Annotated in this window: 20 protein-coding genes; 14 read left to right on the forward strand and 6 right to left on the reverse strand. The window is 49.6% G+C overall.

What is annotated here, in order from left to right; genetic code table 11:
• Positions 1-11: 11 nt before the first annotated feature.
• The 6 genes from I2B62_RS16215 to I2B62_RS16240 all read right to left on the reverse strand — a co-directional run bounded on the left by I2B62_RS16215 (position 12) and on the right by I2B62_RS16240 (position 6,242).
• A complete protein-coding gene (locus I2B62_RS16215; protein WP_195270089.1) occupies positions 12-818 on the reverse strand; it encodes a DUF92 domain-containing protein in 807 nt (268 codons plus the stop codon).
• Positions 819-828: 10 nt separating this feature from the next.
• Entirely contained in the window at positions 829-1,497 is a 669-nt protein-coding gene (locus tag I2B62_RS16220; RefSeq protein ID WP_195270090.1) for a diacylglycerol/polyprenol kinase family protein, read from the reverse strand.
• Entirely contained in the window at positions 1,494-2,357 is an 864-nt protein-coding gene (locus tag I2B62_RS16225; protein ID WP_195270091.1) for a phytoene/squalene synthase family protein, read from the reverse strand. The genes I2B62_RS16220 and I2B62_RS16225 overlap by 4 nt, the downstream gene beginning before the upstream one ends.
• Positions 2,354-3,853, reverse strand: coding sequence for a phytoene desaturase family protein (gene crtI, locus I2B62_RS16230; RefSeq protein ID WP_195270092.1), 1,500 nt, complete (start codon positions 3,851-3,853; stop codon positions 2,354-2,356). The genes I2B62_RS16225 and crtI overlap by 4 nt, the downstream gene beginning before the upstream one ends.
• A gap of 125 nt (positions 3,854-3,978) precedes the next feature.
• Positions 3,979-4,548 (reverse strand): SOS response-associated peptidase, encoded by a 570-nt coding sequence (locus I2B62_RS16235; RefSeq protein ID WP_195270093.1) that lies wholly within the window; start codon positions 4,546-4,548, stop codon positions 3,979-3,981.
• Between the two features lie 62 nt (positions 4,549-4,610).
• On the reverse strand, positions 4,611-6,242 hold the full coding sequence (locus I2B62_RS16240; protein WP_195270094.1) for a hypothetical protein: 1,632 nt from the start codon (positions 6,240-6,242) through the stop codon (positions 4,611-4,613).
• 263 nt (positions 6,243-6,505) lie between these two features.
• Between I2B62_RS16240 and I2B62_RS16245 the strand changes: the two genes are divergently transcribed.
• The 14 genes from I2B62_RS16245 (at position 6,506) to I2B62_RS16315 (ending at position 24,377) form a co-directional block, all read left to right on the forward strand.
• Positions 6,506-7,468: a thiamine pyrophosphate-dependent dehydrogenase E1 component subunit alpha gene (locus tag I2B62_RS16245; RefSeq protein ID WP_347707834.1), complete on the forward strand. Its 963-nt coding sequence runs from the start codon at positions 6,506-6,508 to the stop codon at positions 7,466-7,468.
• A 13-nt stretch (positions 7,469-7,481) separates the two neighbouring features.
• Positions 7,482-8,477, forward strand: coding sequence for an alpha-ketoacid dehydrogenase subunit beta (locus tag I2B62_RS16250; protein WP_195270095.1), 996 nt, complete (start codon positions 7,482-7,484; stop codon positions 8,475-8,477).
• A 19-nt stretch (positions 8,478-8,496) separates the two neighbouring features.
• Positions 8,497-10,383, forward strand: coding sequence for a 2-oxo acid dehydrogenase subunit E2 (locus tag I2B62_RS16255; RefSeq protein WP_195270096.1), 1,887 nt, complete (start codon positions 8,497-8,499; stop codon positions 10,381-10,383).
• Between the two features lie 25 nt (positions 10,384-10,408).
• Positions 10,409-11,833, forward strand: a complete 1,425-nt coding sequence (gene lpdA / locus I2B62_RS16260) for a dihydrolipoyl dehydrogenase (RefSeq protein ID WP_195270097.1) — start codon at positions 10,409-10,411, stop codon at positions 11,831-11,833.
• 7 nt (positions 11,834-11,840) lie between these two features.
• Positions 11,841-12,212, forward strand: coding sequence for a YccF domain-containing protein (locus I2B62_RS16265; RefSeq protein WP_195270098.1), 372 nt, complete (start codon positions 11,841-11,843; stop codon positions 12,210-12,212).
• Between the two features lie 87 nt (positions 12,213-12,299).
• Positions 12,300-13,838 carry a glutamine-hydrolyzing GMP synthase gene (gene guaA / locus I2B62_RS16270; protein ID WP_195270099.1) on the forward strand — a complete coding sequence of 513 codons (1,539 nt, stop codon included), beginning with the start codon at positions 12,300-12,302 and terminating at the stop codon, positions 13,836-13,838.
• Between the two features lie 473 nt (positions 13,839-14,311).
• Positions 14,312-15,997 (forward strand): potassium-transporting ATPase subunit KdpA, encoded by a 1,686-nt coding sequence (gene kdpA / locus I2B62_RS16280; protein WP_195270100.1) that lies wholly within the window; start codon positions 14,312-14,314, stop codon positions 15,995-15,997.
• 17 nt (positions 15,998-16,014) lie between these two features.
• A complete protein-coding gene (gene kdpB / locus I2B62_RS16285) occupies positions 16,015-18,087 on the forward strand; it encodes a potassium-transporting ATPase subunit KdpB (protein WP_195270101.1) in 2,073 nt (690 codons plus the stop codon).
• Between the two features lie 16 nt (positions 18,088-18,103).
• Positions 18,104-18,748, forward strand: coding sequence for a K(+)-transporting ATPase subunit C (gene kdpC, locus I2B62_RS16290; RefSeq protein WP_195270102.1), 645 nt, complete (start codon positions 18,104-18,106; stop codon positions 18,746-18,748).
• Positions 18,749-18,953: 205 nt separating this feature from the next.
• Entirely contained in the window at positions 18,954-20,093 is a 1,140-nt protein-coding gene (locus I2B62_RS16295) for an aldo/keto reductase (RefSeq protein WP_195270103.1), read from the forward strand.
• A gap of 304 nt (positions 20,094-20,397) precedes the next feature.
• Entirely contained in the window at positions 20,398-21,018 is a 621-nt protein-coding gene (locus tag I2B62_RS16300) for a pentapeptide repeat-containing protein (RefSeq protein ID WP_195270104.1), read from the forward strand.
• Between the two features lie 158 nt (positions 21,019-21,176).
• Positions 21,177-23,462, forward strand: coding sequence for an EAL domain-containing protein (locus tag I2B62_RS16305; protein ID WP_195270105.1), 2,286 nt, complete (start codon positions 21,177-21,179; stop codon positions 23,460-23,462).
• A 117-nt stretch (positions 23,463-23,579) separates the two neighbouring features.
• The gene (locus I2B62_RS16310) at positions 23,580-23,849 is read left to right on the forward strand and encodes a hypothetical protein (RefSeq protein WP_195270106.1); all 270 of its coding nucleotides are present in this window, start codon (positions 23,580-23,582) and stop codon (positions 23,847-23,849) included.
• Between the two features lie 132 nt (positions 23,850-23,981).
• Complete coding sequence (locus I2B62_RS16315; protein WP_195270107.1) at positions 23,982-24,377, forward strand: HsmA family protein; 396 nt, start codon at positions 23,982-23,984, stop codon at positions 24,375-24,377.
• The last annotated feature ends 48 nt before the right edge of the window (positions 24,378-24,425 follow it).

The following is a 24,425-nucleotide window of genomic DNA, read 5'->3' on the forward strand; positions in this document are numbered from 1 at the left end:
CGCTTTGTTGCTCAGAGAAAACTGAAGAAAATACTGCCGAGCAGGCCGGCGGCCAGACTGCTCAGGAAATTGACCATATCATTGTTCATAACCTTAAAGCCCTTGACCAGCACGGCATTTTCGCCGTGGTGCACGGTCTTTTCCGTCAGGCGTCCACAGCTCACACAGCGGTACTGCGCCTGAACCACGGCCCCCAGGAGACTGTCGGTCAGACAGCCCAGAAAACCGCTGACGGTGATGATGAGCACCCATGAAAAGCGGAGGACCGGCAGCCCCCAGACCAGCCCGCCAGACAGGCAGAAGACCAACGCGATGAACAACGCGCCGGCGAAGGCGGCGGCCATGCCCAGAGGGCTCACCGCACCCGAGGTGCCAGGCTCCATGGGCTTAAAGCCAATGATAGAGACCGGCGGCTTCCGGTTTAAAACGCCGATTTCTGAGGCCCAGGTGTCCGCGTTGGAGGAGGCAAAGGAAGCGGCGAAGATGATGAGAAAAACAGGGTTCTGGTAAAACCAGAACAGAATGGCCGCAGCCATGGCCGGGGCGCCGTTGGCAAAGACCTGGACAGCGTCGCGTCGGCCGCCCTTTTCATTGAGCCGCTGGGCCGTTTCTTTTTTGCTGGACTTGATAAAAGTCAGCAGGCTTGAGGAAATAAAAAAGGCGATCATCGTCAGCCAGAATAAGAGTCCGCCGCATAGGTAAACGACTGTGCCGAGCACCACTGCCGCCGCGAAGCCGCTGCTGTTCAGGGCATTTTTTTTGTAGGCTGCGAAGCCGATGATGGCGCTCAGGAGAGCGCCGAGTAGTAATGCTTTCATAGGTTACTCCTTAAAAAAACAGCTGATATAGAAAAAAGGTGAGCAGGGGGACTGTCAGATTGTCGAGCCCAAAGGGGGAGACCGCTTCCACCGTTGTGGCAAAAACCGCGAGAATCAGAGCCTGAAGCAGAACGGTTCCCAGAAAGACCGGCGTCGTGGCCCAGAGGATTAAAGCGCAGACCACAAAGGAAACCACCAGCATGGTCAGACTGCCCACATAGCTTTTGGTATTGCCGAAAATATAATATTTTCTTTTGCCAAACCGCTTTCCAATGACTGCGGCCAGACCGTCCCCATAGCCCATGACAAAAACGCCCAGGGCCCCGGCGTAGGGCAGGCTGTAGCCGCCAAAGCATAGGATCGTCAGAATCAGCAGAGAGATGGGGTAATAGACCGTCCCCAGATCGCCCCGGCCCTCGTGCCGTTCCATGGCACTGAACAGATCCTTTCGGTAGGATATGGCGTTGAGCACAATAAAGACTGCCGGTACCACCGAAGCCCATACTACGTTATCAAAGCAGGCCATGGCAATGAGCCACCAGTTTGAAACCCCGATATGCACGAGCTTGCGGGAGCCTTCGGTGGACAGTCCGCGCTTTTGCAGCAGAGTGGACAGCCCCAGTATTATAAAAACATAGATAAAGGACAGGATGATCCCGAGAAAGTTTGTACTCATCATAGAGGGGTACCTCCCAGATTCCGGACCGCCTCACTGCTTTGGCGGTAGAGTAAAAGCTGGCGGGCCTTTGGCACGACAGCCCGCTTGTTAAAGCAGTCATAGCGGTTGTCACGGACAGTGGCCAGTATCTGACGGTAGAGAACAGCCGCCAGCAGCACGGGCAGACGGCTGTCAGCGTCAAACAGGGGAAGCCCCATCAGCGCCTTTTTATAGAGAAACTCGGAACGGCGGGCCTCGTATTCCCAGAGCTGCTTAAAGGTATGGCTGACTGCCCGCTCCCGAAGTTCCTTATCGGAATAGCCATAAAGCTTCTGGATTTCCCGGGGAATATAGATCCGGTTGTTTTCCAGGTCCTCGCCCACGTCCCGAAGGATATTGGTGAGCTGCATGGCCTTGCCTAAATCCACGGCATTTTGTTCCAAAAGGCGGTGGTGCCTTGAAAGCACGGGCAGGATCATGAGCCCCACACTGCCGGCCACATAGTAACAGTAGTCCTCGAGTGCTGACTGGGTGGCGGGCTGCTCAAAGCTTAGATCCATACGCTGGCCAGTGAGCATGTCATCAAAGGGGCCATAGCTCATATTGTAGTGGTCCACCGTATGGCGCAGAGCACGCCACATGGGCTCGTCCGGAGTGGCGCCAGCCTTGAAGGACTGGAAGGTTTCCTGGAAAGCCTCCAGCCCCCGGCTGTCCCGCTGGACGTCGGCCAGGTCGTCGGCCCTGCGGCAAAAGGCATAGACGGCAAAGATGGACAGAGCCTTTTGCCGGGGAAGTGCCGAGAAAGCCCGGTAAAAGCTTTTGGAGTTTTCTCTGATCACGTCCTCGCAGAAGGCGTAATCCTGTTCGAGTAGGGCGTTCATAGCAGTTCGTCATCCTTTAAAAGCTCGTCCACCGCCAGCTTGGCCGAGGTCAGCACAATGGGAACACCGGCGCCGGGGTGCACACTGCTGCCGCAGAAATATAGTCCTTCGCAGTGGTCAGCCTTGTTGTGCGGACGGAAGTAATTGCTCTGGAACAATGTTGGCTTCAGCCCAAAGGTCGCGCCGTTATAGGCGTGGAAGGTATCCTTGAAATCCAGCGGGGTCAGGCTTTTCTCAAAAACGATGTGGCTTCGGATATCCTCGAGTCCCGGAATGGCAGACAGCTTGTCCAGAACCTTCCCGCGGTAGGCCTCAATGGTCCGGTTGTCCCAGAGAATATCGCCCTTGGACAGCTCGGATACAGGTACCAGCACGTAAAGGGCCTCACAGCCCTCCGGAGCCATGGTAGAATCGATTTTGGAGGGCACATACAGGTAAATGGAGGGATCCTCCGGCAGGGTATAGGTTTCAAAAATTTCCCGGACATTCTGGTCAAAATCGCCGCCGAAACGGATATTATGCACGGACAGGTTTGGCAGCTTTTTATCCAGCCCCAGGTATAGCAGGAAGCAGGAGCAGGAGTATTCTAGGTCGTCAATTTTATCATCCGTGTACTTACCCTTCGCCTCGCTGTTATGAACAAGGGATTTCATGGCATAGGGAAAATCCGCGCTGCAGATAATGTAGTCGGGAGATTCCACCGTATCACCGATGTGAACGCCCACAGCCCGGCCATTCTCAATGTCGATGCAGTCGACCGGTGTGTCCAGACGCAGGGTACCCCCCAGCTCTTTAAAAAGGCGTACCAAACCTTCTGTCATGGTGTACATGCCGCCAGGCATGTACCAGACGCCGTAGAGCAGCTCAATCATGGGAATAATGGTGTAGATCGAAGGCCCCTGATAGGGAGAAATGCCAATGTACAGGGTTTGGAAGGCCAGCGCTTTCCGCAGGTTTTCATTTTTTACAAACTTGGAAATAGAGGTATAAGCATCGTCAAAGGTTTTGAGCTTCATAGCGTTGGCCAGCGATTTGAGATTATAAAAATCACCGCGGTCACGGAAGGATTTATCAATAAACTCATCCTTGGCCACCAGGTAGCGCTTGTAGACGTCGGCCAGATAGCTAAAATAGCCAAGGGTATCCTCAGGGCTGATGGCCTCCAGCATACCGGTCAGCTCGGTCAGCTCTGAGGATACCCGCTGCTGTTCGCCGTCTGGAAAGGTGAGAACATACATTGGGTCCAGCCGTTTCATTGGAATATAATCCTCTGGGTTTCTTCCGGCGTATTCAAAAATTTCTCTGTAAATATCGGGCATCATGACAATGGTCGGTCCCACGTCAAAAGTAAAGCCCTGGTCTTTTATCTGGTTCATTTTTCCGCCAGCCTGCGGCAGGCGTTCGCAGATATCAACCTCATAGCCGTTTTTCAGGAGGCGGATGCCTGCCGCGAGTCCAGCCGTCCCGGCACCTATAATTGTAACTTTTTTGGCCAATTTGATCAGCTCCTTATCATTTTGTTTAAAGGTTATATACCCTTAAACCAAAAAAGGAAACTATTAAGCAGTGTATGAAATGCAAAAGCTATATGAAAAGTCCTGGCTTTCTGAAAGTGCCTTGGCTATTTTACGCAGTGCCGGACAAGCTCTGGCGGCGCGGTGCGGATAAGCTCAAGGGCAGCGTTAGGATCATAAAGCCAGGCCTCAGCCTGGTCTTTCGGGATCACAACCGGCATGCGGTTGTGGATTTCAGCCACCAGACTGACAGGCTCACGGGTCAGGATCACAAATTCCCGGATGTCCCCGGCCTGCCGGTAGATGCCTGCCAGATAAATGAGCGAAGGAGCACCGCCCTCAAAAATAAAAAGCTTTTTCTCGGGCGTCCACTCGTAAAAGCCCCCGGCGGGAATCAGGCAGCGCCGGTTCAGGAAATCTTCGCGGAAGGTCTCCTTTTCGAGCAGGGTTTCGGAACGGGCGTTGATGATCAGAGATTTTCGGTATGGGTTGGGATAGCCCCATTTCATTATCGCGGGAACCCGGCCGTTTTTGGTTCCGGCGATATAAACAGGCGCGTACTCCGAGGGAGCGATGTCACCCTCTGGCACTGGAGTCCCGCCCTTCAGTAAAAGCTGCCTGAGCCTCTGGGCCTCCGGATCATTTTTTCGTGAGAATAAGGTGTAGCGTCCACACATAAAAGACCTCCTTTATTAAAGCGGCTCCATTATACCCTGGACGGCTGAAAGCCGGCTTTAGTTTAGCAGGCCTGCCTGCGGGAAATGGCGGCAGTACCCGTGAGGACTGCTGCCAGCAGGGTAAAGGGCAGCGCCGGGGAGGTGGTGTTATCCGCACTGGTTTTCGGGTTGACCGGGCTGGCTGGTGTTACCGGCTGCGGCGTCTCTGGTTCGACCGCCGGTGACACGTCCGGTACGGCGAGTGCTACGCTATAGACAGCATTATCGTGACGGTCATAGGCCGTAACACGAATACCGAGCGTTTTGCCAGCCATGCTCTCGTCAATGGGAATATCATGCTTGAACTCAAGCTCAGAAGTGCCTGACTTACGCGTCAATGTGTCGACGGCTTTGTCGACATCCAGATCGACTCCGTCGCCGGTGATGTCATAATGAAGTCTGGTAATTTTGTTGTTCAGGGTATAGGAATTGTCGCCATTGTCAATGATATCCTCAGCATCCAGCTGAATGGGGGCAGTGACGCCGTAGAGGGCAAGGGTTTCTCCGGCAGATCCGCAGGTAATGCCGTCTTTGGTGTTGAGGTCTGTTCCAGTGACCGTATCAGCGGTATCGTAAGTGTTTTCATCCGTAGTACCTGTGATTATTTCGGCGCGGGTAAAGGCGACCTTCTGTCCGGCAGACAGCGCTTCCAGCTCTGCGCTGACAGTACTGCCTTCAACGGTGAGAGAGGGCTCTCCGATATTGTAGTAGTAATAGGCCATGCGCTCTGGGTTATCAATAACGCCCTGGGCCTGGAGAGCGCCGAGCTCAACGCTATAGCTGGAGCTTGTTTTTTTCAGATTGTACAAAACACAGTGAACCTTGCCAGCAGCGTACTCGAGTGCGTCAGCGGCGCGCCATTCCGGCAGAATCTCACAGAAAACACTTTGTGACCAGTAGCCAGGGAAGGGGTCGCTGTAAATACGGTAGCCGTTATCGTCTGCCCAGGCTTTTACAAAGCTCAGATGTTCATCGGGAGAAAAACGTGCCAGTATCTTGTTTTCAGAGACGCCGACGGTAATGGCCTTCTGAGCCTGAGCAAGCACTGTGGAATCAGGAGCCTCCAGTGTAGCCGTAATGGTGTAATCCCCTTCAGAAAGCTCTGGATAGGGGACGCCATTTTCGTCCCGCCAGTTCATCTGGTCAATGTCATTGCCGCCTGCGATCATGGCATAGAACGCATCATCGTTATAGTAGCACTTGATGGAGGCGTTATTAAAGTCGCTTCCATTAACAGGGTCTTTGCTGATCAGCTCAGGCATGCCGGAGTTTTTGATCTCCTCTTCGGTAACCGGGCTGTAGTAATTCAGACTGCTGGGAAGATAGAGACTTGTGTTGCCCTTGACTGAAGCAGTGACGTTTCGGACGGGTCTGCCCTCTTCATCTGCCAGCGAAACAGTCAGAACAGCGTTATCCGGTATGCTGCTGCCGTTCTCGATGCTGCCGAGAACGTAGAAGCTTCTGCCAGGAGCAATGGTGGTTTCTGTCTCTGAGGGGGTTTCGATGTTCAGGGCTGCGGAGGGTGCAGCCGAAGTGCCGGATTCCTCCGCCAAGACGCCAAAGGGCCAGATCAACAGGGACAGTGCGGCGAGAGCGCAGCAGAGAAGCCTTGACAGGCGGCCTTTTGACAGGGAAGACGGGGTGCTTGATTTCATAATAAACCTCTCTTTTTAAATGTAATCATAAAACCAGTATAGCACTTAAAAAGCCCTGCAACAACTGACTTTTACAGTCTTGAAAAACATTTGAAGAATTCAGAAAGGTGTTCAGACTTCATTCTTTTTTCAGAAGGGAATTAATACTTTCCTTTTAAGCCAAAAAAAGCTATAATAATATATAATGAATAATAAATAATGGGTAAATAGGACATTTATCCGGCCCTAGAACATCAAAGATACGAAGATTTGGAGGATTATCGATGATGGAATTTGATAAAGAATTATTAACAAAAATGTATTATAGAATGAACCAGGCCCGCTTTTTTGAGGAAAAGGTTGCCTGGCTGTTTTCAAGAGGGCAGGTCCACGGCACCACCCATCTGTCCATGGGACAGGAAGGCTCTGCGGTAGGGGCCTGTCTGGCACTGGAGGAGGGAGACCTCGTCTCTCTGACCCACCGGGGCCATTCACAGGCGATCGGCTTTGGCCTTGATGTCAAGCGGATGATGGCTGAATTTTTAGGCCGGGAAACCGGCTATTGCAAGGGCAAAGGCGGTTCCATGCATATTGCGGATTTAAAATCCGGAAATATTGGAGCCAATGGTGTGGTTGGCGGCGGTTATCCGCTGTCCTGCGGCGCTGCTCTGACCCAGAAATACAAAAAAACCGGCAAGGTTGTGCTCTGCTTTGCAGGCGACGGATCGACCAATGAGGGGAACTTTCATGAATCTCTGAACCTGGCCTCGGTCTGGAAGCTGCCGGTTATTTTTTATGTTGAAAACAACCTGTACGGTATGTCCACCCCAATTGAGAAGCATATGAATATCGAAAACATCTCGGACCGCGCGGCGGCCTATGGTATTCCAGGGCTTACCATTGACGGCAATGACATTATCGAGGTTTATAAGATTGTGCGCAAGGCCCGCCAGTATGCCCACTCGGGCAAAGGCCCAGTGCTCATCGAGAGCAAGACATACCGCTATAATGGGCATTCTAAGAGTGACGCTCAGGTTTACCGGACCAAGGAGGAAGTAGAGGCATGGCGGCAGAAGGATCCCATTACCCGCTTCGAGCGGTACCTGGAAAAAGATAAGATCATGCTCCCGAATCAGATGGTCCAGATTAAGGAGGCGGCGTACCAGAGTATCGAGGACGCCGTAGAATTCGCTAAAAACAGTCCTGAACCGCCCGTTACCGCAGTTCTGGAAGACGTATACGCTTAGGAGGTGCTTTGTTATGGAAATGCAGGAAATGACTTATCGTGAAGCAATCCGCCTGGCCATGTCAGAGGAGATGCGGCGCGATCACGACGTGATTTTTATGGGAGAAGATATTGGTGTTTACGGCGGCGGCTTTGGTGTCTCTGTTGGAATGATTGACGAGTTTGGTGAGGACCGTGTTCTGGACACCCCCATATCCGAATCGGTTATTGTGGGAGCTGCCGCAGGAGCGGCCGTGACAGGGCTCCGTCCTGTCTGTGAAATGATGTTTATGGATTTTATCTCATTTGGAATGGATTCCTTGGTCAATCAGGCGGCCAAGCTGCGCTATATGTTCGGCGGCGAGGCTCAAGTGCCCATGGTGGTGCGCCTGCCCTCAGGCTCCGGCACAGGGGCGGCCGCCCAGCACTGCCAGACATTGGAAGCGTGGATGTGCCACGTACCAGGCCTGAAGGTGGTTACGCCGTCCACACCGGCCCAGGCGAAGGGGCTCTTGAAGGCAGCGATCCGTGACAATAACCCGGTCTGTTTTATCGAGCATAAGCTTTTATACAAAATGAAGGGGATGGTGCCTGTCGATGACAGTTACCTGGTTCCCATCGGCGAGACCTTTGTGGAGCGCCAGGGAACAGACGCCACCATCGTGGCCTGGGGCACACTGCTCGTGAAGGCCATGGAAACGGCTGAAAAGCTGGCAGAGGAAGGCATAGAGGTGGAGGTGGTCAATCCGATGACGCTTTATCCCATGGACATGGGTCCAATTATGGAATCGGTCAGGAAAACCGGCCGTCTGATCATTGCGCATGAGGCAGCCAAAACCGGCGGCGTCGGTGGTGAGATCGCCGCCCGCATTGCAGAAAGCGACTGCTTTGACTATATGGACGCGCCGATTATCCGCCTCGGCGGACTGGATGTGCCCATTCCGTATAACCGTAATCTGGAAGCCGCTGTGGTCCCCCAGACGGAGGACCTTATGGATGCCGTTTATCAGGTAGTCGGATGCGACGAGTAAATAGAAAGGGATTACAAATATGGCAGCAGATATTATTTTACCAAAGCTAGGAATGGACATGCAGTCCGGAACCATTATGACATGGTATAAAAACGAGGGAGACACTGTTAAAAAGGGGGAACCACTGTTTGAGCTTATGACCGATAAGGTTAACATTGAAGTAGAGGCAGAGGACAGCGGGGTTCTTTTAAAGCGCTACTATGAAACAGGGGTAGAGCTGCCCGTGTTTACAGTCATTGGCTGTATCGGCGAGGCTGAAGAGCAGGTGCCGGAGCATCAAGCGGTCTCCCCGCTTAACACGATGCAGAGCCCGGGACACCTCACCGATGAGGATCGTGCGGCCCTGAAGGCCATGCGTAGTTCTACCCGCGAGGGCTTTTCGAGCGTGGGCAAAACCATCCGCGCTACCCCGTCTGCCAGACGCCTGGCGGCCGAGCATAAAATCGACCTGTCCAATGTGAGCGGCAGCGGCCCTAAGGGCCGTATCCAGGTAGAGGACATCGAGGCTTTACTGGATGTCTCCAAAAAAGTTGAGAAGACAGAGGTACCTCAGCAGAAGGTCTTTGCAGAACCCAGGGAAGAAAAAACGGAATTGGAGGCGGTTTTGGACGAAGTGCCTCAGCAGGACGATGAGCCCAAAGAAATCGTGGCCGAAGAACCTGAAGAAGCCCCAGTCTCAGAACCCAATCCAGGGATGGCCGGAGCTCTTGATATGACCCTTGAGGATCTGGTGGCTGGAATGGGCAGCCTTGAAGCCGAGCTTGGCGGTAAAACCCATGAGGGAGATGTTCTGGAAGCGGCAGCGGTGCAGGAGCCGGCCGCCAATATAGAGAAACCGGCAGAGAAACCAGCGGCCACCCAGGTGTTCAGCGCCTCACCGCTGGCAGAAAAAATGGCCGCGGTCGAGAACATTGATATACACAGCATTTCCGAAGGCAGCGGACCTGACGGACGTATCATGAAAGAGGATGTTCTGAAAGCCATGGCCGAAGGCTCAAGCCGTCTTGAAAGCGTGATCGAGGAGGTTCCGGTTCAGGCAGAAGCTCCCCAGGATGAGGCGGCAGAAGCAGAACCGGCAGCGCTCCAGCCCGAAGTGCCTGAGGAAAAGGCCGTGCCGGATCATGAGGCAGATGAGGAAGTCATTGTTATGACACTGCCCGAGCCCACCATTGAGATAGCAGAAAGAACAGAAGCGGAAGAAGAAAATCCTCCGGTTAACGGGCGGCTTGAAGCCATGCCTGCCAAAAGGAGAATCATTGCGGACCGTATGGTTAAGAGCAATCTTGAAAACGTGGTGATCACCCTGACGACCGAGGTGGATATGACTGAGGTTAAAGAGCTGCGTAAAAAGATCAGCAAAAAGGTCGAAAAGGAAACCGGCTACCGGTGCACCTACACTGATTTCCTGCTGGTTTCCGTTTCAAGGGCTTTAACGGAGCATCCCTATATCAACAGCAGCCTGTGTGAGGATGGCGTTATATTCCACGATTTTGTCAATCTGGGCATGGCCGTGGGAATGGATGACGGCCTGATCGTCCCTGTTATTCGTGACGCCCACAGTGCAAGCTTTTCCGAGATGGTCGAAAAACGCAGCGAGCTGCTCAAGCTGGTCAAAGCCAAAAAGCTGACAGGCGATCATTTTAAAGACAGCACCTTCACAGTAACCAACCTGGGAATGTACGGTATCCTTGAGTTTACGGCCATCATCAACCAGCCCAACAGCGCGATTTTGAGCGTTGGCGAGGTGGTGGACAGAGTCCGTATCTATAAAGGAGAGCCGGCCCCGAGATCGGTGATGAAAATCAGCCTGAATCTGGACCACCGTGTGGCAGATGGAATGGCAGGAGCCAAGTTCCTCCAGACGGTCAAGAGCTACATGGAAAATCCAGCCCTGCTGCTATTCTGAATTCATATAGAAAGAGTCAGAGAAAATGAGTGAGAGTAAAGATTTTAAACATTATGACCTGGTGGTACTTGGAGGCGGATTTGGCGGTTACACCGCAGCGGTCCGCGCCGCCCAGCTTGGAAAGAAGGCCGCGGTAATCGAGGAAGACCGCCTTGGCGGCACCTGCCTGAATGTCGGCTGTATTCCCACCAAATTCATGCTTCAGAACGCAAAGATAATCAAGGCCTGTGACGGCGCGGCAAGGCGCGGCGTTGTCATGTCACAGCCAAGTGTCAACATGGCTCAGATGATAAAAAATAAGGATGAAAAGGTCCGCCGGCTGGGTAACGGCATCAAAATGCTGCTGAAAAGCAATGGCGTGGACGTCTATCAGGGAACCGGAGAAGTCTTTCCGGATTATTCCGCTAAAATAACAGACATGGAGGGCGGCGAGGAGGTCATTGGCTGGGAAAAGCTGATCATCGCCACCGGCTCCAATCCGGCCGTTCCCGATTTGTTTAAGGATATTCCGGGGCTGTTGACCAACCGCGAAGCCCTGAACCTTCCTTACCTGCCCAAGGAGCTCATCATCGTGGGCGGTGGTGTGGTAGGCTGTGAGTTTGCCACCATTTTCAGTATCTTTGGCACTAAGGTGACCATGCTGCAAAACGGCAGCAGCCTGATCAACGGATTTGACAAGGAAGGGACCGCCTGTGTTGAGGAAAGCCTGGTTAAAAACGGCGTCACCATTCATTACAACGCTTTTGTACGGGATATTTATAAGGATTCCGCGTCAAACTTCCATCTGGAGGTTGAAATGCGCAACGAGGAACAGCCAAAAAGTTTTTGCTGCGCCGATGTGCTCATGGCCACAGGCCGCTGCGCGAACCTGAAAGGACTGGACAGCCTGAATCTTGAGCTTGACCGGGGATGGGTGGATGTCAATGATTATCTGGAAACCTCTGTGCCCGATGTCTATGCCATCGGAGACGTGACCGCCAAATCCCACTTGGCACATGGCGCATCCGCCATGGCCATGCGTGCCGTTGAGAACATGTTTGGCGGTAAACCCACCAGAATGAACTACAGCCTGATTCCCTCCTGTGTTTATACCCTTCCCGAGGTGGCCTCGGTCGGTATGCGGGAGGAGGCCGCGCGAGAAGCCTATCCAAACGTCCGCGTAGGAAGCTTTCCCATGAGTGCCAGCGGACGAGCGCTGATCCGTGATGAAAGCCAGGGCTTTGTCAAGGTTATCACCGAGGATAAATACGGTGAGATTCTGGGGATACATGTTGCCGGTCCAGGCGCCACCGAGCTCATTACCCAGGCCGAAACCATAATGGCTTTAGAAGGAACCATTGAGGATATGTGCCGGATTATCTACCCGCATCCCACCATCTCCGAAGCCTTGTTTGAGGCTGCGATGGATACCTTTGGCATGTCCATTCATCTGCCAAAGAAGGAAGCATAGAAAGCCTATGAGAACACTGGGAAACATTATCTGGTTTCTGTTTGGCGGACTGTTCTGCGCCCTTGGCTGGGTGATTTCCGGCATCATCTGCTGTGTGACCATCATTGGGATACCAGTAGGATTACAGGCCTTTAAATTCGCCAGCTTTGTGCTCTGGCCCTTTGGGCGGGACATTGATTTCAGCGGAATGGGCACCGGCTCTTTTCTGGTAAATGTCCTCTGGATCATCTTTTTTGGCTGGGAGCTGGCGCTGGCGTCACTGGCCTTTGGCCTTCTCTACTGCGTCACCATTGTGGGAATTCCCTTCGGACTTCAGCATTTTAAATTTATGAAGCTGGCGCTGATGCCCTTCGGCGCAGAAATTATTACAATTGATTGACGATTACCAGAAAATACAGGCTGAAAAGGGCTTGACAAAGCGCGATTAACGGATAAACTATATACATTAACTCATCAAGGAGGAAAAATGGCAGAAAGAGAAACAATTCTGATCATCGATTTTGGTGCCCAGTATAATCAGCTCATCGCCCGACGGGTGCGTGAAGCCAGAGTTTATTCTGAAGTGGTACCCTACGATGTATCCATTGAGAGAATTAAGGAAATCAATCCAAAGGGGATCATCTTTACAGGGGGACCTTCCAGCGTCCATGAAGAAGGCGCTCCAAGGTGTAACCCTGATATCTATACGCTGGGAATTCCAGTATTGGGAATCTGCTATGGCGCGCAGCTTATGGCCCAGCAGCTGAGGGGAACTACCGACTCGGCAGAGATTCGCGAGTATGGCAAAAAGGCTGTGAAAATCGGGAAATCGGACAGCCTGCTGTTTAAGGATGTCCTGGACAACTCCATTGTCTGGATGAGTCATACAAACTATATTGCCCAGGTGCCCGACGGTTTTGAAATTACAGCTACAACGGAAACCTGTCCGGTGGCCGCCATGGAAAACGCCGGAGCGAAAATGTACGCCGTACAGTTTCATCCCGAAGTGGAGCACAGCCAATACGGAAAAGAGCTGCTGCGTAACTTTATCTATGATGTCTGCGGCTGTCAGGGCCTGTGGACCATGGAAAACTTTATCGAAGAACAGACAAAAGCCATCCGCGAACGGGTTGGCGATAAGAAGGTGCTCTGTGCCCTGAGCGGTGGTGTGGATTCCTCTGTAGCCTCCACGCTTGTGCACCGTGCCATCGGCGACCAGCTGACCTGTATTTTTGTTGATCACGGCCTGCTGCGTAAAGATGAAGGTGATCAGGTAGAAGAGATTTTCAAAAACCGTTTTAAAATGAACTTTATCCGTGTAAACTGTGAGGACCGTTTCCTCGGGAAGCTGGCCGGTGCAGACGATCCTGAGCGCAAGCGCAAGATCATCGGCGAAGAGTTTATCCGTGTTTTTGAGGAAGAATCCAGCAAACTAAAAAATATCGACTATCTGCTCCAGGGAACCATTTATCCAGACGTTATTGAAAGCGGCACCAAAAATGCCGCAGTGATCAAAAGCCATCACAACGTCGGCGGTTTGCCGGAGGATGTGGATTTTGAGCTCATCGAACCTCTCCGTAACCTTTTTAAGGATGAAGTCCGCGAGCTTGGCGAAGAGCTCGGTCTCGACCATGACCTCGTATGGCGGCAGCCATTCCCAGGCCCAGGCCTGGCTATCCGCGTTATGGGTGAAGTCACCAAGGAAAAGCTGGATCTGCTGCGTGAAGCTGATTTTGTATTCCGCGATGAAATCGCAAAGGCTGGTCTGGATGAAGAAATCTGGCAGTACTTTGCCGTTCTCCCCGGAAACCGCAGTGTCGGCGTCATGGGCGATGAACGCACCTATGATTATACCGTTGGCCTGAGAGCCGTTACCTCCGTTGACGGCATGACCTCCGACTGGGCGAGAATCCCCTTTGATGTGCTGGAGTCCATCTCCACCCGCATCGTCAATGAAGTTCCTCACGTTAACCGAATCGTGTACGATATTACAAGCAAGCCCCCATCAACGATTGAGTGGGAGTAAGCATCAAAGCCCTCTAAAAGCTTCATACATAAGCTTTTAGAGGGCTTTTTTTATTGCATGAAATTCAGGTTGTTTTAACGAAGTCAAAAAATTAACCGGTCTCAGCAGACATATTTATTTTTTCTTAATGTCTTTTTTTAATTCTATACACTTTATTTATATCAAAACAGATAGAATAAACTCGCAGTATCAAATATGCAACAGGAGGAATAAAAAAATGATGGATGTAATGATGGTAGGGACATTAATTGTCTGTATCGCTTCAATGATAGGCTTTACTGTTTTTTGCAGTAAGCAGGTGGACAAGAAAAGTCCTGTCAAAAAGGAGGAATAAAAAATGCTGGTACTTGGAATTATTATTGTGGCAATGTTTGGTTATCTTACCTATGCACTCATAAATCCGGAGAAATTTTAAAAATAAAATATTGCTGAGATAGCAGCAGGAAAACTAAAAAGAGATGAAGGAGTATTAAATGTTACAAGTTGCTTTAACTTTAGCATTGTTTGTGATTATTATTTTTCCATTGGGAACTTACATTTATCACATCGCAACCAATCAAAAGACCTTTGCGGATCCGGTCTTTGACAGAGTTGACAATGCCATTTATAAAGTGTGTGGCGTCGATATGAACCGGCAGATGAACTGGAAACAGTACGCTGTTGCGCTGGTCGTCACCAATGCTTTTATGATTTTTATTGGATACATTATTTTAAGAATTCAGTTTTTACCTGTATTCAATCCAAATGGGATTGAGGGGATGGAAGCCAGTTTGTCATTTAACACGATCATTAGTTTTATGACAAATACAAACCTTCAGCATTACTCAGGTGAATCTGGCCTCTCCTATTTAAGCCAAATGCTTGTCATTATTTATATGATGTTTGTTTCTGCGGCATCGGGCTATGGGGTCTGTGTGGCCTTTATCAGAGGTCTTGCTGGCGGTAGGGATGGCCGAAAAGCGATGGGGAATTTTTACGCGGATCTTATCCGCATTACCACCCGCGTCTTATTGCCATTATCCATTATTTTGGGGACTTTCCTTATTTCACAGGGAGTTCCACAGACCCTGCTGGGAACTGCAACGGTTGCTTCACTGGAAGGTGGTCTGCAGGATATTGCTCGCGGACCAGTTGCGGCGCTTGAAATTATCAAGCATTTAGGCACAAACGGTGGTGGTTTCCTTGGTGCGAACTCATCGACACCCATTGAAAACCCGACGATTTTAACAAATATCTGTGAATTATTGTCAATGATGATCATTCCGGGCGCTCTGGTCGTTGCCTTTGGTCTCATGATCAAGGACAAAAAGCAGGGATGGATGGTTTTTGGAGCGATGGCCATTATTTTCATTATTGGCCTTGGCGTATGCATGACGGCTGAACATGCGGGCAACCCGGCACTGGCTGAAGTCGGCTTAAATCAGAGCATGGGCAATTTTGAAGGCAAGGAAGTCCGCTTTGGAATTGACCAGTCCGCATTGTTCACAACAGTCACCACCTCATTTACAACAGGTACAGTTAACAACATGCACGATTCCCTGACCCCTCTGGGCGGTATGGTTCCGCTGCTTCACATGATGTTAAACTGTGTGTTTGGCGGTGAGGGCGTCGGATTGATGAACATTTTGACCTATGCCGTGCTGACAGTGTTTATCTGCGGGCTGATGGTTGGCCGTACACCTGAATTTTTAACAAAAAAAATTGAAAGCAGGGAAGTGAAACTGGCGGCGCTGGTGATTATTATCCATCCGCTGCTGATTTTAGGCTTTTCGGCCCTGGCGGTATCGGTACAGGCTGGTCTTGACGGCATCACCAATCCAGGTTTCCACGGATTAGCTCAGGTGCTTTATGAATATGCTTCTTCGGCCGCCAACAATGGCTCGGGCTTTGAAGGACTGGCTGATAACTCTGTGTTCTGGAATGTTACAGCCGGCCTGGCAATGTTCTTTGGCCGTTATCTGGCGATCATTCTTCAGCTGGCCTTTGCAAGCTCCCTGATGAATAAAACGTCTGTCAGCGTAAGCGCAGGCACGATGAAAACAAACAATACGATGTTCATGATTTTACTGGTTTTGATCGTCTATGTCGTCGGCGCGCTGACATTCTTCCCAGCTCTGGCACTTGGACCAATTGCAGAGCATCTTACATTGTGGTTCTAATAAAGGAAGGATTATAAATGAGTAAACAAGAAAAACAAACGAAATTTATAACAAGCGACATACTCAAAGATGCCTTGATTGGATCGGTTAAAAAACTAAATCCGGCCTATATGATTAAAAATCCAGTGATGTTTGTTGTTGAAATTGGATTTTTTATCTCACTGGTACTGACCATTTTTCCGACCTTATTTGGAGACATTGGGGATATCAGTCATTTAAGGCTCTATAATGGTATTGTTGCAGTTATTTTACTGATTACGGTTCTTTTTGCAAACTTTGCTGAATCGGTGGCTGAAGGACGTGGCCGGGCGCAGGCAGAATCATTAAAGAAAACTAAAAAAGATACACAGGCCAGAGTGATAAAAGCAGATGGAAGTGAAGAAACGCTGAGCTCAAATGAGCTTAAGAAGGGCGATGTGGTACTTGTCAAAGCAGGTGAGATGATTCCGAATGATGGCGAGGTCATCGAAGGGATCGCTTCAGTGGACGAGTCGGCGATTACCGGTGAATCAGCACCGGTCGTACGCGAAGCAGGGGGTGACTTTGCTTCTGTCACCGGAGGCACAACCGTTGTCAGTGACTGGTTGAAAATTAGGATCACAGCAGACCCGGGCGAATCCTTTTTAGATAAAATGATCAAGCTGGTCGAAGGCGCGTCGCGTCAGAAAACACCCAATGAGATTGCCCTGACAACACTTTTAGTTGGGTTAACCATTATCTTTTTATTAGTCATTGTCACGTTATATCCGCTTGCGGGCTATTCAGGGGTTCAGATTCCGATTTCGACCATGATTGCCCTGGCGGTTTGCCTGATACCAACGACCATTGGTGCACTGCTTTCCGCGATTGGCATTGCCGGAATGGACCGTGTTACCCGGTTTAATGTCATTGCAATGTCCGGTAAGGCCGTTGAAGCCTGCGGAGATGTCAATACAATGATCTTGGATAAAACAGGGACAATTACCTATGGTAACCGCTTAGCGGCAGATTTTATCCCTGTTGGGACAGAAAGCAAAAGTGATTTGACGGATTACGCTGTCATGTGCTCGATCAATGATGAGACACCGGAAGGCAAATCAACCGTTGAATTGGGCAAAGAGCTTAATACAAAGGGAGTAACAGAGGAAGCTAAAAATGCAGCGTTCATTGAATTCTCTGCTCAAACCCGGATGAGTGGTATAGATCTGCCGGATGGTACAACAATTCGCAAAGGAGCTTCAGACGCCATTATAGAACGCGTCAAAAAAATGGGCGGTGTCATTCCAGGAGACCTTGAAGAAACCGTAAATCATGTTGCGGGTCTGGGCGGCACACCCCTGGTGGTATGTGTGGATGAGCGTATTTACGGGGTTATTTACCTGAAGGATACGGTTAAGCCCGGACTGGTAGAACGCTTTGCCCGTCTCCGCCAGATGGGGATTAAGACCGTTATGTGCACTGGAGATAATCCCTTGACAGCGGCCACCATCGCGAAGGAAGCAGGTGTTGACAGCTTTATCGCAGAATGTAAGCCAGAAGATAAGATTGACGCTATCAAAAAAGAACAGGCTGAAGGAAAGCTGGTCGCGATGACCGGCGACGGGACAAATGATGCCCCGGCGCTGGCGCAGGCAGATGTCGGCCTGGCCATGAACAGTGGGACAACGGCTGCAAAAGAAGCTGCCAATATGGTGGATCTTGATTCAAATCCAACCAAGATTCTTGAAGTTGTTGAGATAGGAAAGCAGCTGTTAATTACACGCGGCGCCTTAACAACCTTTAGCATTGCCAATGACATCGCTAAATACTTTGCGATCATTCCCGCAATGTTCACCTTGGCAATCCCTCAGATGCAGATTCTCAACATCATGCGTTTGTCGACGCCCTACAGCGCTATTTTAGCCGCGTTAATTTTTAATGCGGTGATTATTCCGCTGTTAATTCCGCTGGCAATGCGCGGTGTCAAGTATAAGCCCATGAAATCAGAGTCAATGCTGCTGCGCAATATTTTGATTTATGGTCTTGGCGGTGTGGTGGTCCCCTTTATAGGAATAAAACTCATAGACCTGATCATCGCGCCATTGGTTATGGCGATCGGGCTCGGAATATAAGAAAGGATTGGTTTAAATGAAAGAAATCATCACGACAAATTTAAAGCCGGCTTTATTGGTGACCGTTGTTTTGCTGCTGATATGCGGCTTGCTTTACCCACTCGCGCTGACGGGGATTGGACAGCTTGCCTTTAATCATCAGGCGAATGGCAGTATTATCAGTGTGAATGGCAGGGAAGTGGGAGCAGAACATGTGGGTCAGCAGTTTACAGAGCCGTATTTCCTGAAGGGACGTGTCTCTGCCTATAATTACAATACTTACACCGAGGAAGACCTGCAGGTGGATCCGGAGACAGGCGAGGCGAACTATACAGGCGTCGCCTCCGGCGGTTCAAACTATGGAAACAGCAATCCTGAGCTGCAGGCCCGGGTGGAAGAAAGCATCAATGAATTTTTGGCGGCCAATCCAGGTGTCCGGCGCGAGGATATTCCGGCAGACCTGATGACAGCGTCGGGCTCAGGTCTTGACCCGGATATCTCACCAGCCTCGGCTGAGATACAGGTTCCGTCTGTTTCAAAAGCGAGCGGTATTCCTGAGGATGAGCTGCGGCAAATAATTGCAGACAATACGGAAGGTAAGTTCTTGGGTATTTTTGGTCAGGACCGTGTGAATGTGTTAAAAGTAAATATTGAGATTGCTCAAAAAATGGGCCTTCTGTAAAAAGGATCGAACATTATCAGGATCATTACAATGCTCTAAACATTAAATCGGAAAGCCGTATATAAGCTGGAATTTTTTCGGCAGGCATATACGGCTTTTGTGATTTTTTTGAAAAAACCCCTTGACTTGAAGTGAACTCCAAGTGCTAAGCTAAGTATTGTAGAAAAGCGTGAATAAAATGACGATAAGATCAAAAGGAGTTAAAATGATTTATAAAGAATTTCAGGATTTAAAACTTTCGGCCTTGGGGTTTGGCGCAATGCGCCTTCCGGTGGAGGGAGATGATCCCAATGCTGCAATTGATGAAGCGGCAACAGCAGAAATGGTTGATTATGCCATTAAAAATGGGGTTAATTATTTTGATACGGCTTACGGCTACCACAACGGTCAGTCAGAAATTGTCATGGGAAGGGTACTGAGCCATTACCCGCGCGAGAGCTATTATCTGGCCACCAAATTTCCAGGCTATGACCTCTCTAACATGGGACAGGTAGAAACAATTTTCGAGGAGCAGCTGAAAAAATGCGGTGTTGATTATTTTGATTTTTATCTGTTTCACAATGTGTATGAAAAAAACATTGATCCCTATATGGATGAAAAAAACGGAATAATGGAATATCTTTTGAAGCAGAAAGCAGCCGGCCGGATAAAGCATTTAGGTTTTTCGGCCCACGGAAGATATGATACCATCAAGCGCTTTTTAGAAGCTTACAGCGGCCAGCTTGAATTTTGCCAGATACAGCTGAACTATCTGGACTGGAGCCTCCAGGACGCGAAGGCAAAGGTTGAGCTGCTGAAGGATTATCATATGCCGATCTGGGTCATGGAACCGCTCCGCGGTGGTAAGCTGGCCGCCCTTTCGGATAAGAATATGGCTGAGCTGAAGGAACTCCGCCCGGAAGCAGACGCGCCGGAGTGGGCATTTCGTTTCTTGCAGTCTATCCCGGAAGTGACAATGGTACTTTCCGGTATGTCAGATGAAGATCAGCTGAAATCCAATATCGCAGTCTATGAGGAAGAAAAGCCCGTAAATGAACAGGAGCTGGAGTGTCTTATAAAAGTGGCGGACAGCATGCTGGACAGCCTCCCGTGCACAGCGTGCCGCTACTGTACCACCTATTGTCCCCAAAAACTGGATATCCCTACCCTTTTATCACTTTACAATGACGCCCGTTTTACCAACAGCATTATCACACAGATGGCAGTGGATGCGCTGCCAGAGGAAAAACAGCCGAGCGCCTGTATTGGCTGCAAAAGCTGTGAGGAGGTCTGTCCGCAGCAGCTGCAAATTTCCCCTGCCATGACAGATTTTGTGGATATACTAAACCAGCCGGCTGGGTTATAATAAGTGTGGAAGCACGGATTGGAATTGTATACAATCCCTGAAAAGAAAATGCTTTTCAGGGATTTTTTAGTGGAAAGAAGGGATTCGTATTAAAAAGCTGCGTAACAATATAAACATCGAACAGTATGAGGCGCTCACCATTGATTGTGGAAGCTGCTGCGGGCTGTGCTGTGTGGCCCTGTATTTTTCAAAAGCTGAAGGATTTCCGCAGAATAAGGCAGCTGGTAAGCCCTGTGTTAATCTGTGTAGGGATTTCAGCTGTCGTGTACATACCGAGCTGAAAAAGAGGAAGCTCAAAGGCTGCATGGCCTATGACTGTGTTGGCGCCGGGCAAAAGGTAACGCAAACAATCTATCAGGGGAAAACCTGGCAGGATAAAGGTACCAGGGCCAACGAGGTGTATCTGGTGTTTCTGGCAGTTTATCGACTTCACCAGATGCTCTGGTATCTGACAGAGGCGGCCACTTTGATTCCGGCAGCGGACATCCGCAGGGCAGTCGAAACTGTGATTCAGGATTTGGACAGACTTACGCGGCAGACACCAGAAATGCTACTGAAGGTTAATTTGGATGAATGCCGTGATCGGACGAATCAGCTGTTGAAGGAGGCCTGGCACAGCGTGCAGAAAACCCAGAAGGTGCCGGCCAGAGATAAAAAATCACCGGATTTCATTGGCCGTAATTTTAAAAGGGCGTCGCTGGATGGACAGGACTTCAGCCAAAGCCTGCTCATTGCCGCCAACCTGGAGGGCTGTTCTCTAAAGGGGGCCAATTTGCTGGGGGCAGACCTCAGAGACACGAATCTGAAGGACGCAGACCTGCGCGATAGTATTTTTCTAACCCAGGCCCAGATCAACAGCGCGAAAGGAAATGAGCGCACCCGGCTGCTAGAATTTATAGTGCGCCCGGAACAGTGGAAAAATTGAGCAAAAGAAAAATACTGAACAGCCAAAAGGCGCCTTTTAAATCAGCCAAATTACTTGTGTTTATGCGGATTATCATGTAAAATAAAAACGAGACTATTTTTAGCTTGGCTTCTTATCAATGTGAGTTAAAATAATTCGAGATGATAAAAGGAGAACGGATGATGAATAAAGATAACCAGTACAGCTTTATAAAAACCTATGTGATTGCAGTCATTATCTGTATTGGGTTCCTTGCATTCAGCCTTTTGTTCATTTTTCACATTATGAGCCTGAATCAGCAGGAAAGCGCCAACTACCTTAACGAGTCGGCCAAGCAGAGCCAGACCGCGGTGGAAAAACAGATTACCGGTGATTTTCAAACGCTGGACGGTATCGCAGAATGCGTTGGCGACCTGGATGTTTTGAATGCAGACCAGGTTGGCAACCTGCTCAAGCGGATCAACGACAATAATGTCTTTATTCGGATGGGATTTGCAGATAAAAGCGGTATTATTGACTTTTATGACATTAACGGCGACACACATAAAAGTGTGGATATCTCACGGGAATACTTTTTTAACGACGCGCTGGCCGGCAGAGATGTGATCTCACGAACCGTTGAGGACCCGCTGAATCCAAGGCATTATATTAACTATTACGCAGTACCTATACGACATAACAATGAGGTTGTCGGCGTGCTCTGCGCGGTCAATGAGGCCTCCGTGCTCCGGGAAATTATTGATACACCTGTCTTCAATGACCGGGGCTTTACCAATATTATTGATAGCAACGGCGATATCATTATGCGTTCCGTCCAAACGGGCGAGCGTTTTGACGATGTGACCAGGCTGAACGAGCTGGGGATCCTGTCGGTTGAGGATCAGGAAAAATTAAATCAGGCCTTACAGGAAGAGAAAAGCCTGAGTTTTTCCTATGAGGGTGACGACGGAAAAGAGATGGCAGTGCTGGAGCCTGTCGGTGTCAATGGCTGGTTTATTTTAACTGCCGCGCCCCAATCCATTGTCAGAGATTACTATAACAAGACGGCCATCGGTACGATTTTAATCGTGCTGGCCGCCTGTCTGATTTTTCTCTATTTACTGTACCACCAGAGAAAAATCCTGACCAAAAGCCGGAACGAGCTGCTGAATGCGGCCTATGCCGATCCATTGACAGGACAGCGCAACAACGCGCGCTTTCGCATTGACGGCAAAAAGGTATTGCAGGACAGTAACAACGCGCCGTACGGTATCTGGTATTGCGATATTAAAAAGTTTAAGTTTTTAAATGATTTATATGGCTATGAAAGAGGCGATAAGATACTGAAATGCTTATCGGATATTCTGCTCGAGCACAGCCGGAAAGATGATCTTTTCTGTCGGGTTTCAGCCGATAATTTTGCCGGTATCCGATCCTACCATGAGCGTGTTGAAATCACAGAGTGGTTTAATGATCTGGTTCGGGAAATCTCAGAATCAGGGATGGATAAGGCGAAGCACCTGCCCATTGACCTTTGCATGGGGGTTTACTGCACCGAGGATCAGTCCGAAGAGCTCACGCTTAACGATATGATTGACCGTGCCAATATGGCGCAGAAATCCATTAAGAACCAGGTCGGCAGTCAGATGACTTTTTATACAGAGGAAATCCGCAATCAGACCATCAGGGAGACCGAGATGGAGTCTCTTGGCAAGGAGGCCCTTGAAAATGAAGAATTTGTCATTTATATGCAGCCAAAGGTTAACATACAGAAGGGGAACATCATCGCTGGCGCCGAGGCGCTGGCCCGCTGGAACAGCAGCCAGCGGGGAATGATTTCGCCGGGCGAGTTTATCCCATTGTTTGAGAAATCCGGACTGGTGGTTGATCTCGACCGCTATATGTTCGAGAAATCATGCCAGTGGCTGAGAAGCTATCTGGACGCAGGAAGGCCGCTCTTAAATGTGGCAGTCAACGTCTCTCGGCTCGGCTTATTCCAGGAGGATTTTGTCGAGCACTACTCCGCCATCAAACAGAAATACAGGATTCCGGATTTTCTGCTTGAGCTGGAATTTACTGAAAGCGTGATGCTGGATGACTCCAGCGCATTTAAGGATGTGGTCGAGCTGCTCCAGAAAAACGGCTTCCGCTGTTCTCTGGACGATTTTGGATCGGGTTATTCTTCGCTGAATGTTCTGAAAAACCTTTCGATTGATGTTTTGAAGCTCGACATTCTTTTCTTTAAGGAAGGGACAGACCTCCGAAGAGAACAGGTCGTCATCGCCAATACTGTGGCGATGGCAAAGGAATTAAGCATCAAAACAATTGCCGAGGGGGTTGAGGATATGGAACAGGTTGAGTTTTTAAGAGGAATCGGCTGTGATGTGGTGCAGGGGTATGTTTTCTCCAAACCAATGCCTCTGGAGGAATTTGACGATATGCTGAGGCAGTTAAACGGACGCTCCATAGATGTTCTGAAAGCTTAAAATGACGGCTTCCCATGAGGGAGGCCGTTTTTTTACTGGTAAAAAGTATTGACGAACGATTGTTTTGGTAATATAATGGATTCAAATAAACGTTCTAGAAATAAAGGAGCTGATCGAATGAATGTATATTACGATGTGAAACAGGTTGGTTTTTGCTTTGATCAAAACAGGATTCCGGTCACCCTGCTCACGGACCGGAGGCAATTCCGTATTAATAAAATTCTGGATACCCGGCATGTATTGCTGACAGGCGGCACGGCTGTGCGTTACACCTGCCTGATTGATGAAAAGGTAAGGTATTTGTATTTCTGGAATGGCCGGTGGCTGCTGGAGGGGCATGAGCGAGCGGAGGAACCGTCAGACGCCGGTGAGAACCTGTATATGTAAGATAAATTTCTGTGATCTGAAGGATAATTGGAACAACCTCTGAAATCTGTGTTAAAATTAAATATAATGTTTATTACCAGTCGAAAGTGGGAATGAAATTATACTGGTAAATTCACAGAAAAGGAGGATGTCATGGATACAAAGTTGATTCTGGCCATCATTACCATTACGCTGGCCCTTGTATTCTACACCATCGGTGTTTTTGGTGAACGGAGAGCAAAAACCCTGAAAAAGCAGCACGTTATCATTTTCTGGCTGGGACTCTTATGCGATACCACAGGTACCACCATCATGAGCCTGATTGCCCGGTCAGGTGTGAAGGTCATATCGCCAGCGGCCCAGATCATGCACAGTGTCACGGGTGTTATTGCCATTGCCCTGATGCTGTTTCACGCGGTCTGGGCCACCTGGGTGCTAAACAGGGGGGATGCGAAGAAGAAAGAGGCCTTTCATAAGTTCAGCATTGTCGTCTGGGCGATCTGGCTGATTCCCTACGTCTTAGGCGCTTTTGTCGGAATGTCGGCGTAAGAGAGGTAATAAAAAAGCACTTTACAAAATCAAATGTAAAGTGCTTTT

It is taken from the genome of Eubacterium sp. 1001713B170207_170306_E7, assembly GCF_015547515.1.
Lineage (GTDB): Bacteria > Bacillota > Clostridia > Eubacteriales > Eubacteriaceae > Eubacterium.

What these genes read in the sequence shown, in the direction of transcription:
- I2B62_RS16300 (WP_195270104.1), top strand. Translation starts at nt 20,398, where the DNA reads ATGGCCTATGACTGTGTTGGCGCCGGGCAAAAGGTAACGCAAACAATC.
- kdpA (WP_195270100.1), top strand. Translation starts at nt 14,312, where the DNA reads ATGTTACAAGTTGCTTTAACTTTAGCATTGTTTGTGATTATTATTTTT.
- I2B62_RS16215 (WP_195270089.1), bottom strand. Translation starts at nt 818, where the DNA reads ATGAAAGCATTACTACTCGGCGCTCTCCTGAGCGCCATCATCGGCTTC.
- I2B62_RS16220 (WP_195270090.1), bottom strand. Translation starts at nt 1,497, where the DNA reads ATGATGAGTACAAACTTTCTCGGGATCATCCTGTCCTTTATCTATGTT.
- I2B62_RS16310 (WP_195270106.1), top strand. Translation starts at nt 23,580, where the DNA reads ATGAATGTATATTACGATGTGAAACAGGTTGGTTTTTGCTTTGATCAA.
- I2B62_RS16315 (WP_195270107.1), top strand. Translation starts at nt 23,982, where the DNA reads ATGGATACAAAGTTGATTCTGGCCATCATTACCATTACGCTGGCCCTT.
- I2B62_RS16225 (WP_195270091.1), bottom strand. Translation starts at nt 2,357, where the DNA reads ATGAACGCCCTACTCGAACAGGATTACGCCTTCTGCGAGGACGTGATC.
- I2B62_RS16240 (WP_195270094.1), bottom strand. Translation starts at nt 6,242, where the DNA reads ATGAAATCAAGCACCCCGTCTTCCCTGTCAAAAGGCCGCCTGTCAAGG.
- lpdA (WP_195270097.1), top strand. Translation starts at nt 10,409, where the DNA reads ATGAGTGAGAGTAAAGATTTTAAACATTATGACCTGGTGGTACTTGGA.
- guaA (WP_195270099.1), top strand. Translation starts at nt 12,300, where the DNA reads ATGGCAGAAAGAGAAACAATTCTGATCATCGATTTTGGTGCCCAGTAT.
- I2B62_RS16265 (WP_195270098.1), top strand. Translation starts at nt 11,841, where the DNA reads ATGAGAACACTGGGAAACATTATCTGGTTTCTGTTTGGCGGACTGTTC.
- kdpB (WP_195270101.1), top strand. Translation starts at nt 16,015, where the DNA reads ATGAGTAAACAAGAAAAACAAACGAAATTTATAACAAGCGACATACTC.
- I2B62_RS16305 (WP_195270105.1), top strand. Translation starts at nt 21,177, where the DNA reads ATGATGAATAAAGATAACCAGTACAGCTTTATAAAAACCTATGTGATT.
- I2B62_RS16245 (WP_347707834.1), top strand. Translation starts at nt 6,506, where the DNA reads ATGATGGAATTTGATAAAGAATTATTAACAAAAATGTATTATAGAATG.
- I2B62_RS16295 (WP_195270103.1), top strand. Translation starts at nt 18,954, where the DNA reads ATGATTTATAAAGAATTTCAGGATTTAAAACTTTCGGCCTTGGGGTTT.
- I2B62_RS16250 (WP_195270095.1), top strand. Translation starts at nt 7,482, where the DNA reads ATGGAAATGCAGGAAATGACTTATCGTGAAGCAATCCGCCTGGCCATG.
- kdpC (WP_195270102.1), top strand. Translation starts at nt 18,104, where the DNA reads ATGAAAGAAATCATCACGACAAATTTAAAGCCGGCTTTATTGGTGACC.
- I2B62_RS16235 (WP_195270093.1), bottom strand. Translation starts at nt 4,548, where the DNA reads ATGTGTGGACGCTACACCTTATTCTCACGAAAAAATGATCCGGAGGCC.
- I2B62_RS16255 (WP_195270096.1), top strand. Translation starts at nt 8,497, where the DNA reads ATGGCAGCAGATATTATTTTACCAAAGCTAGGAATGGACATGCAGTCC.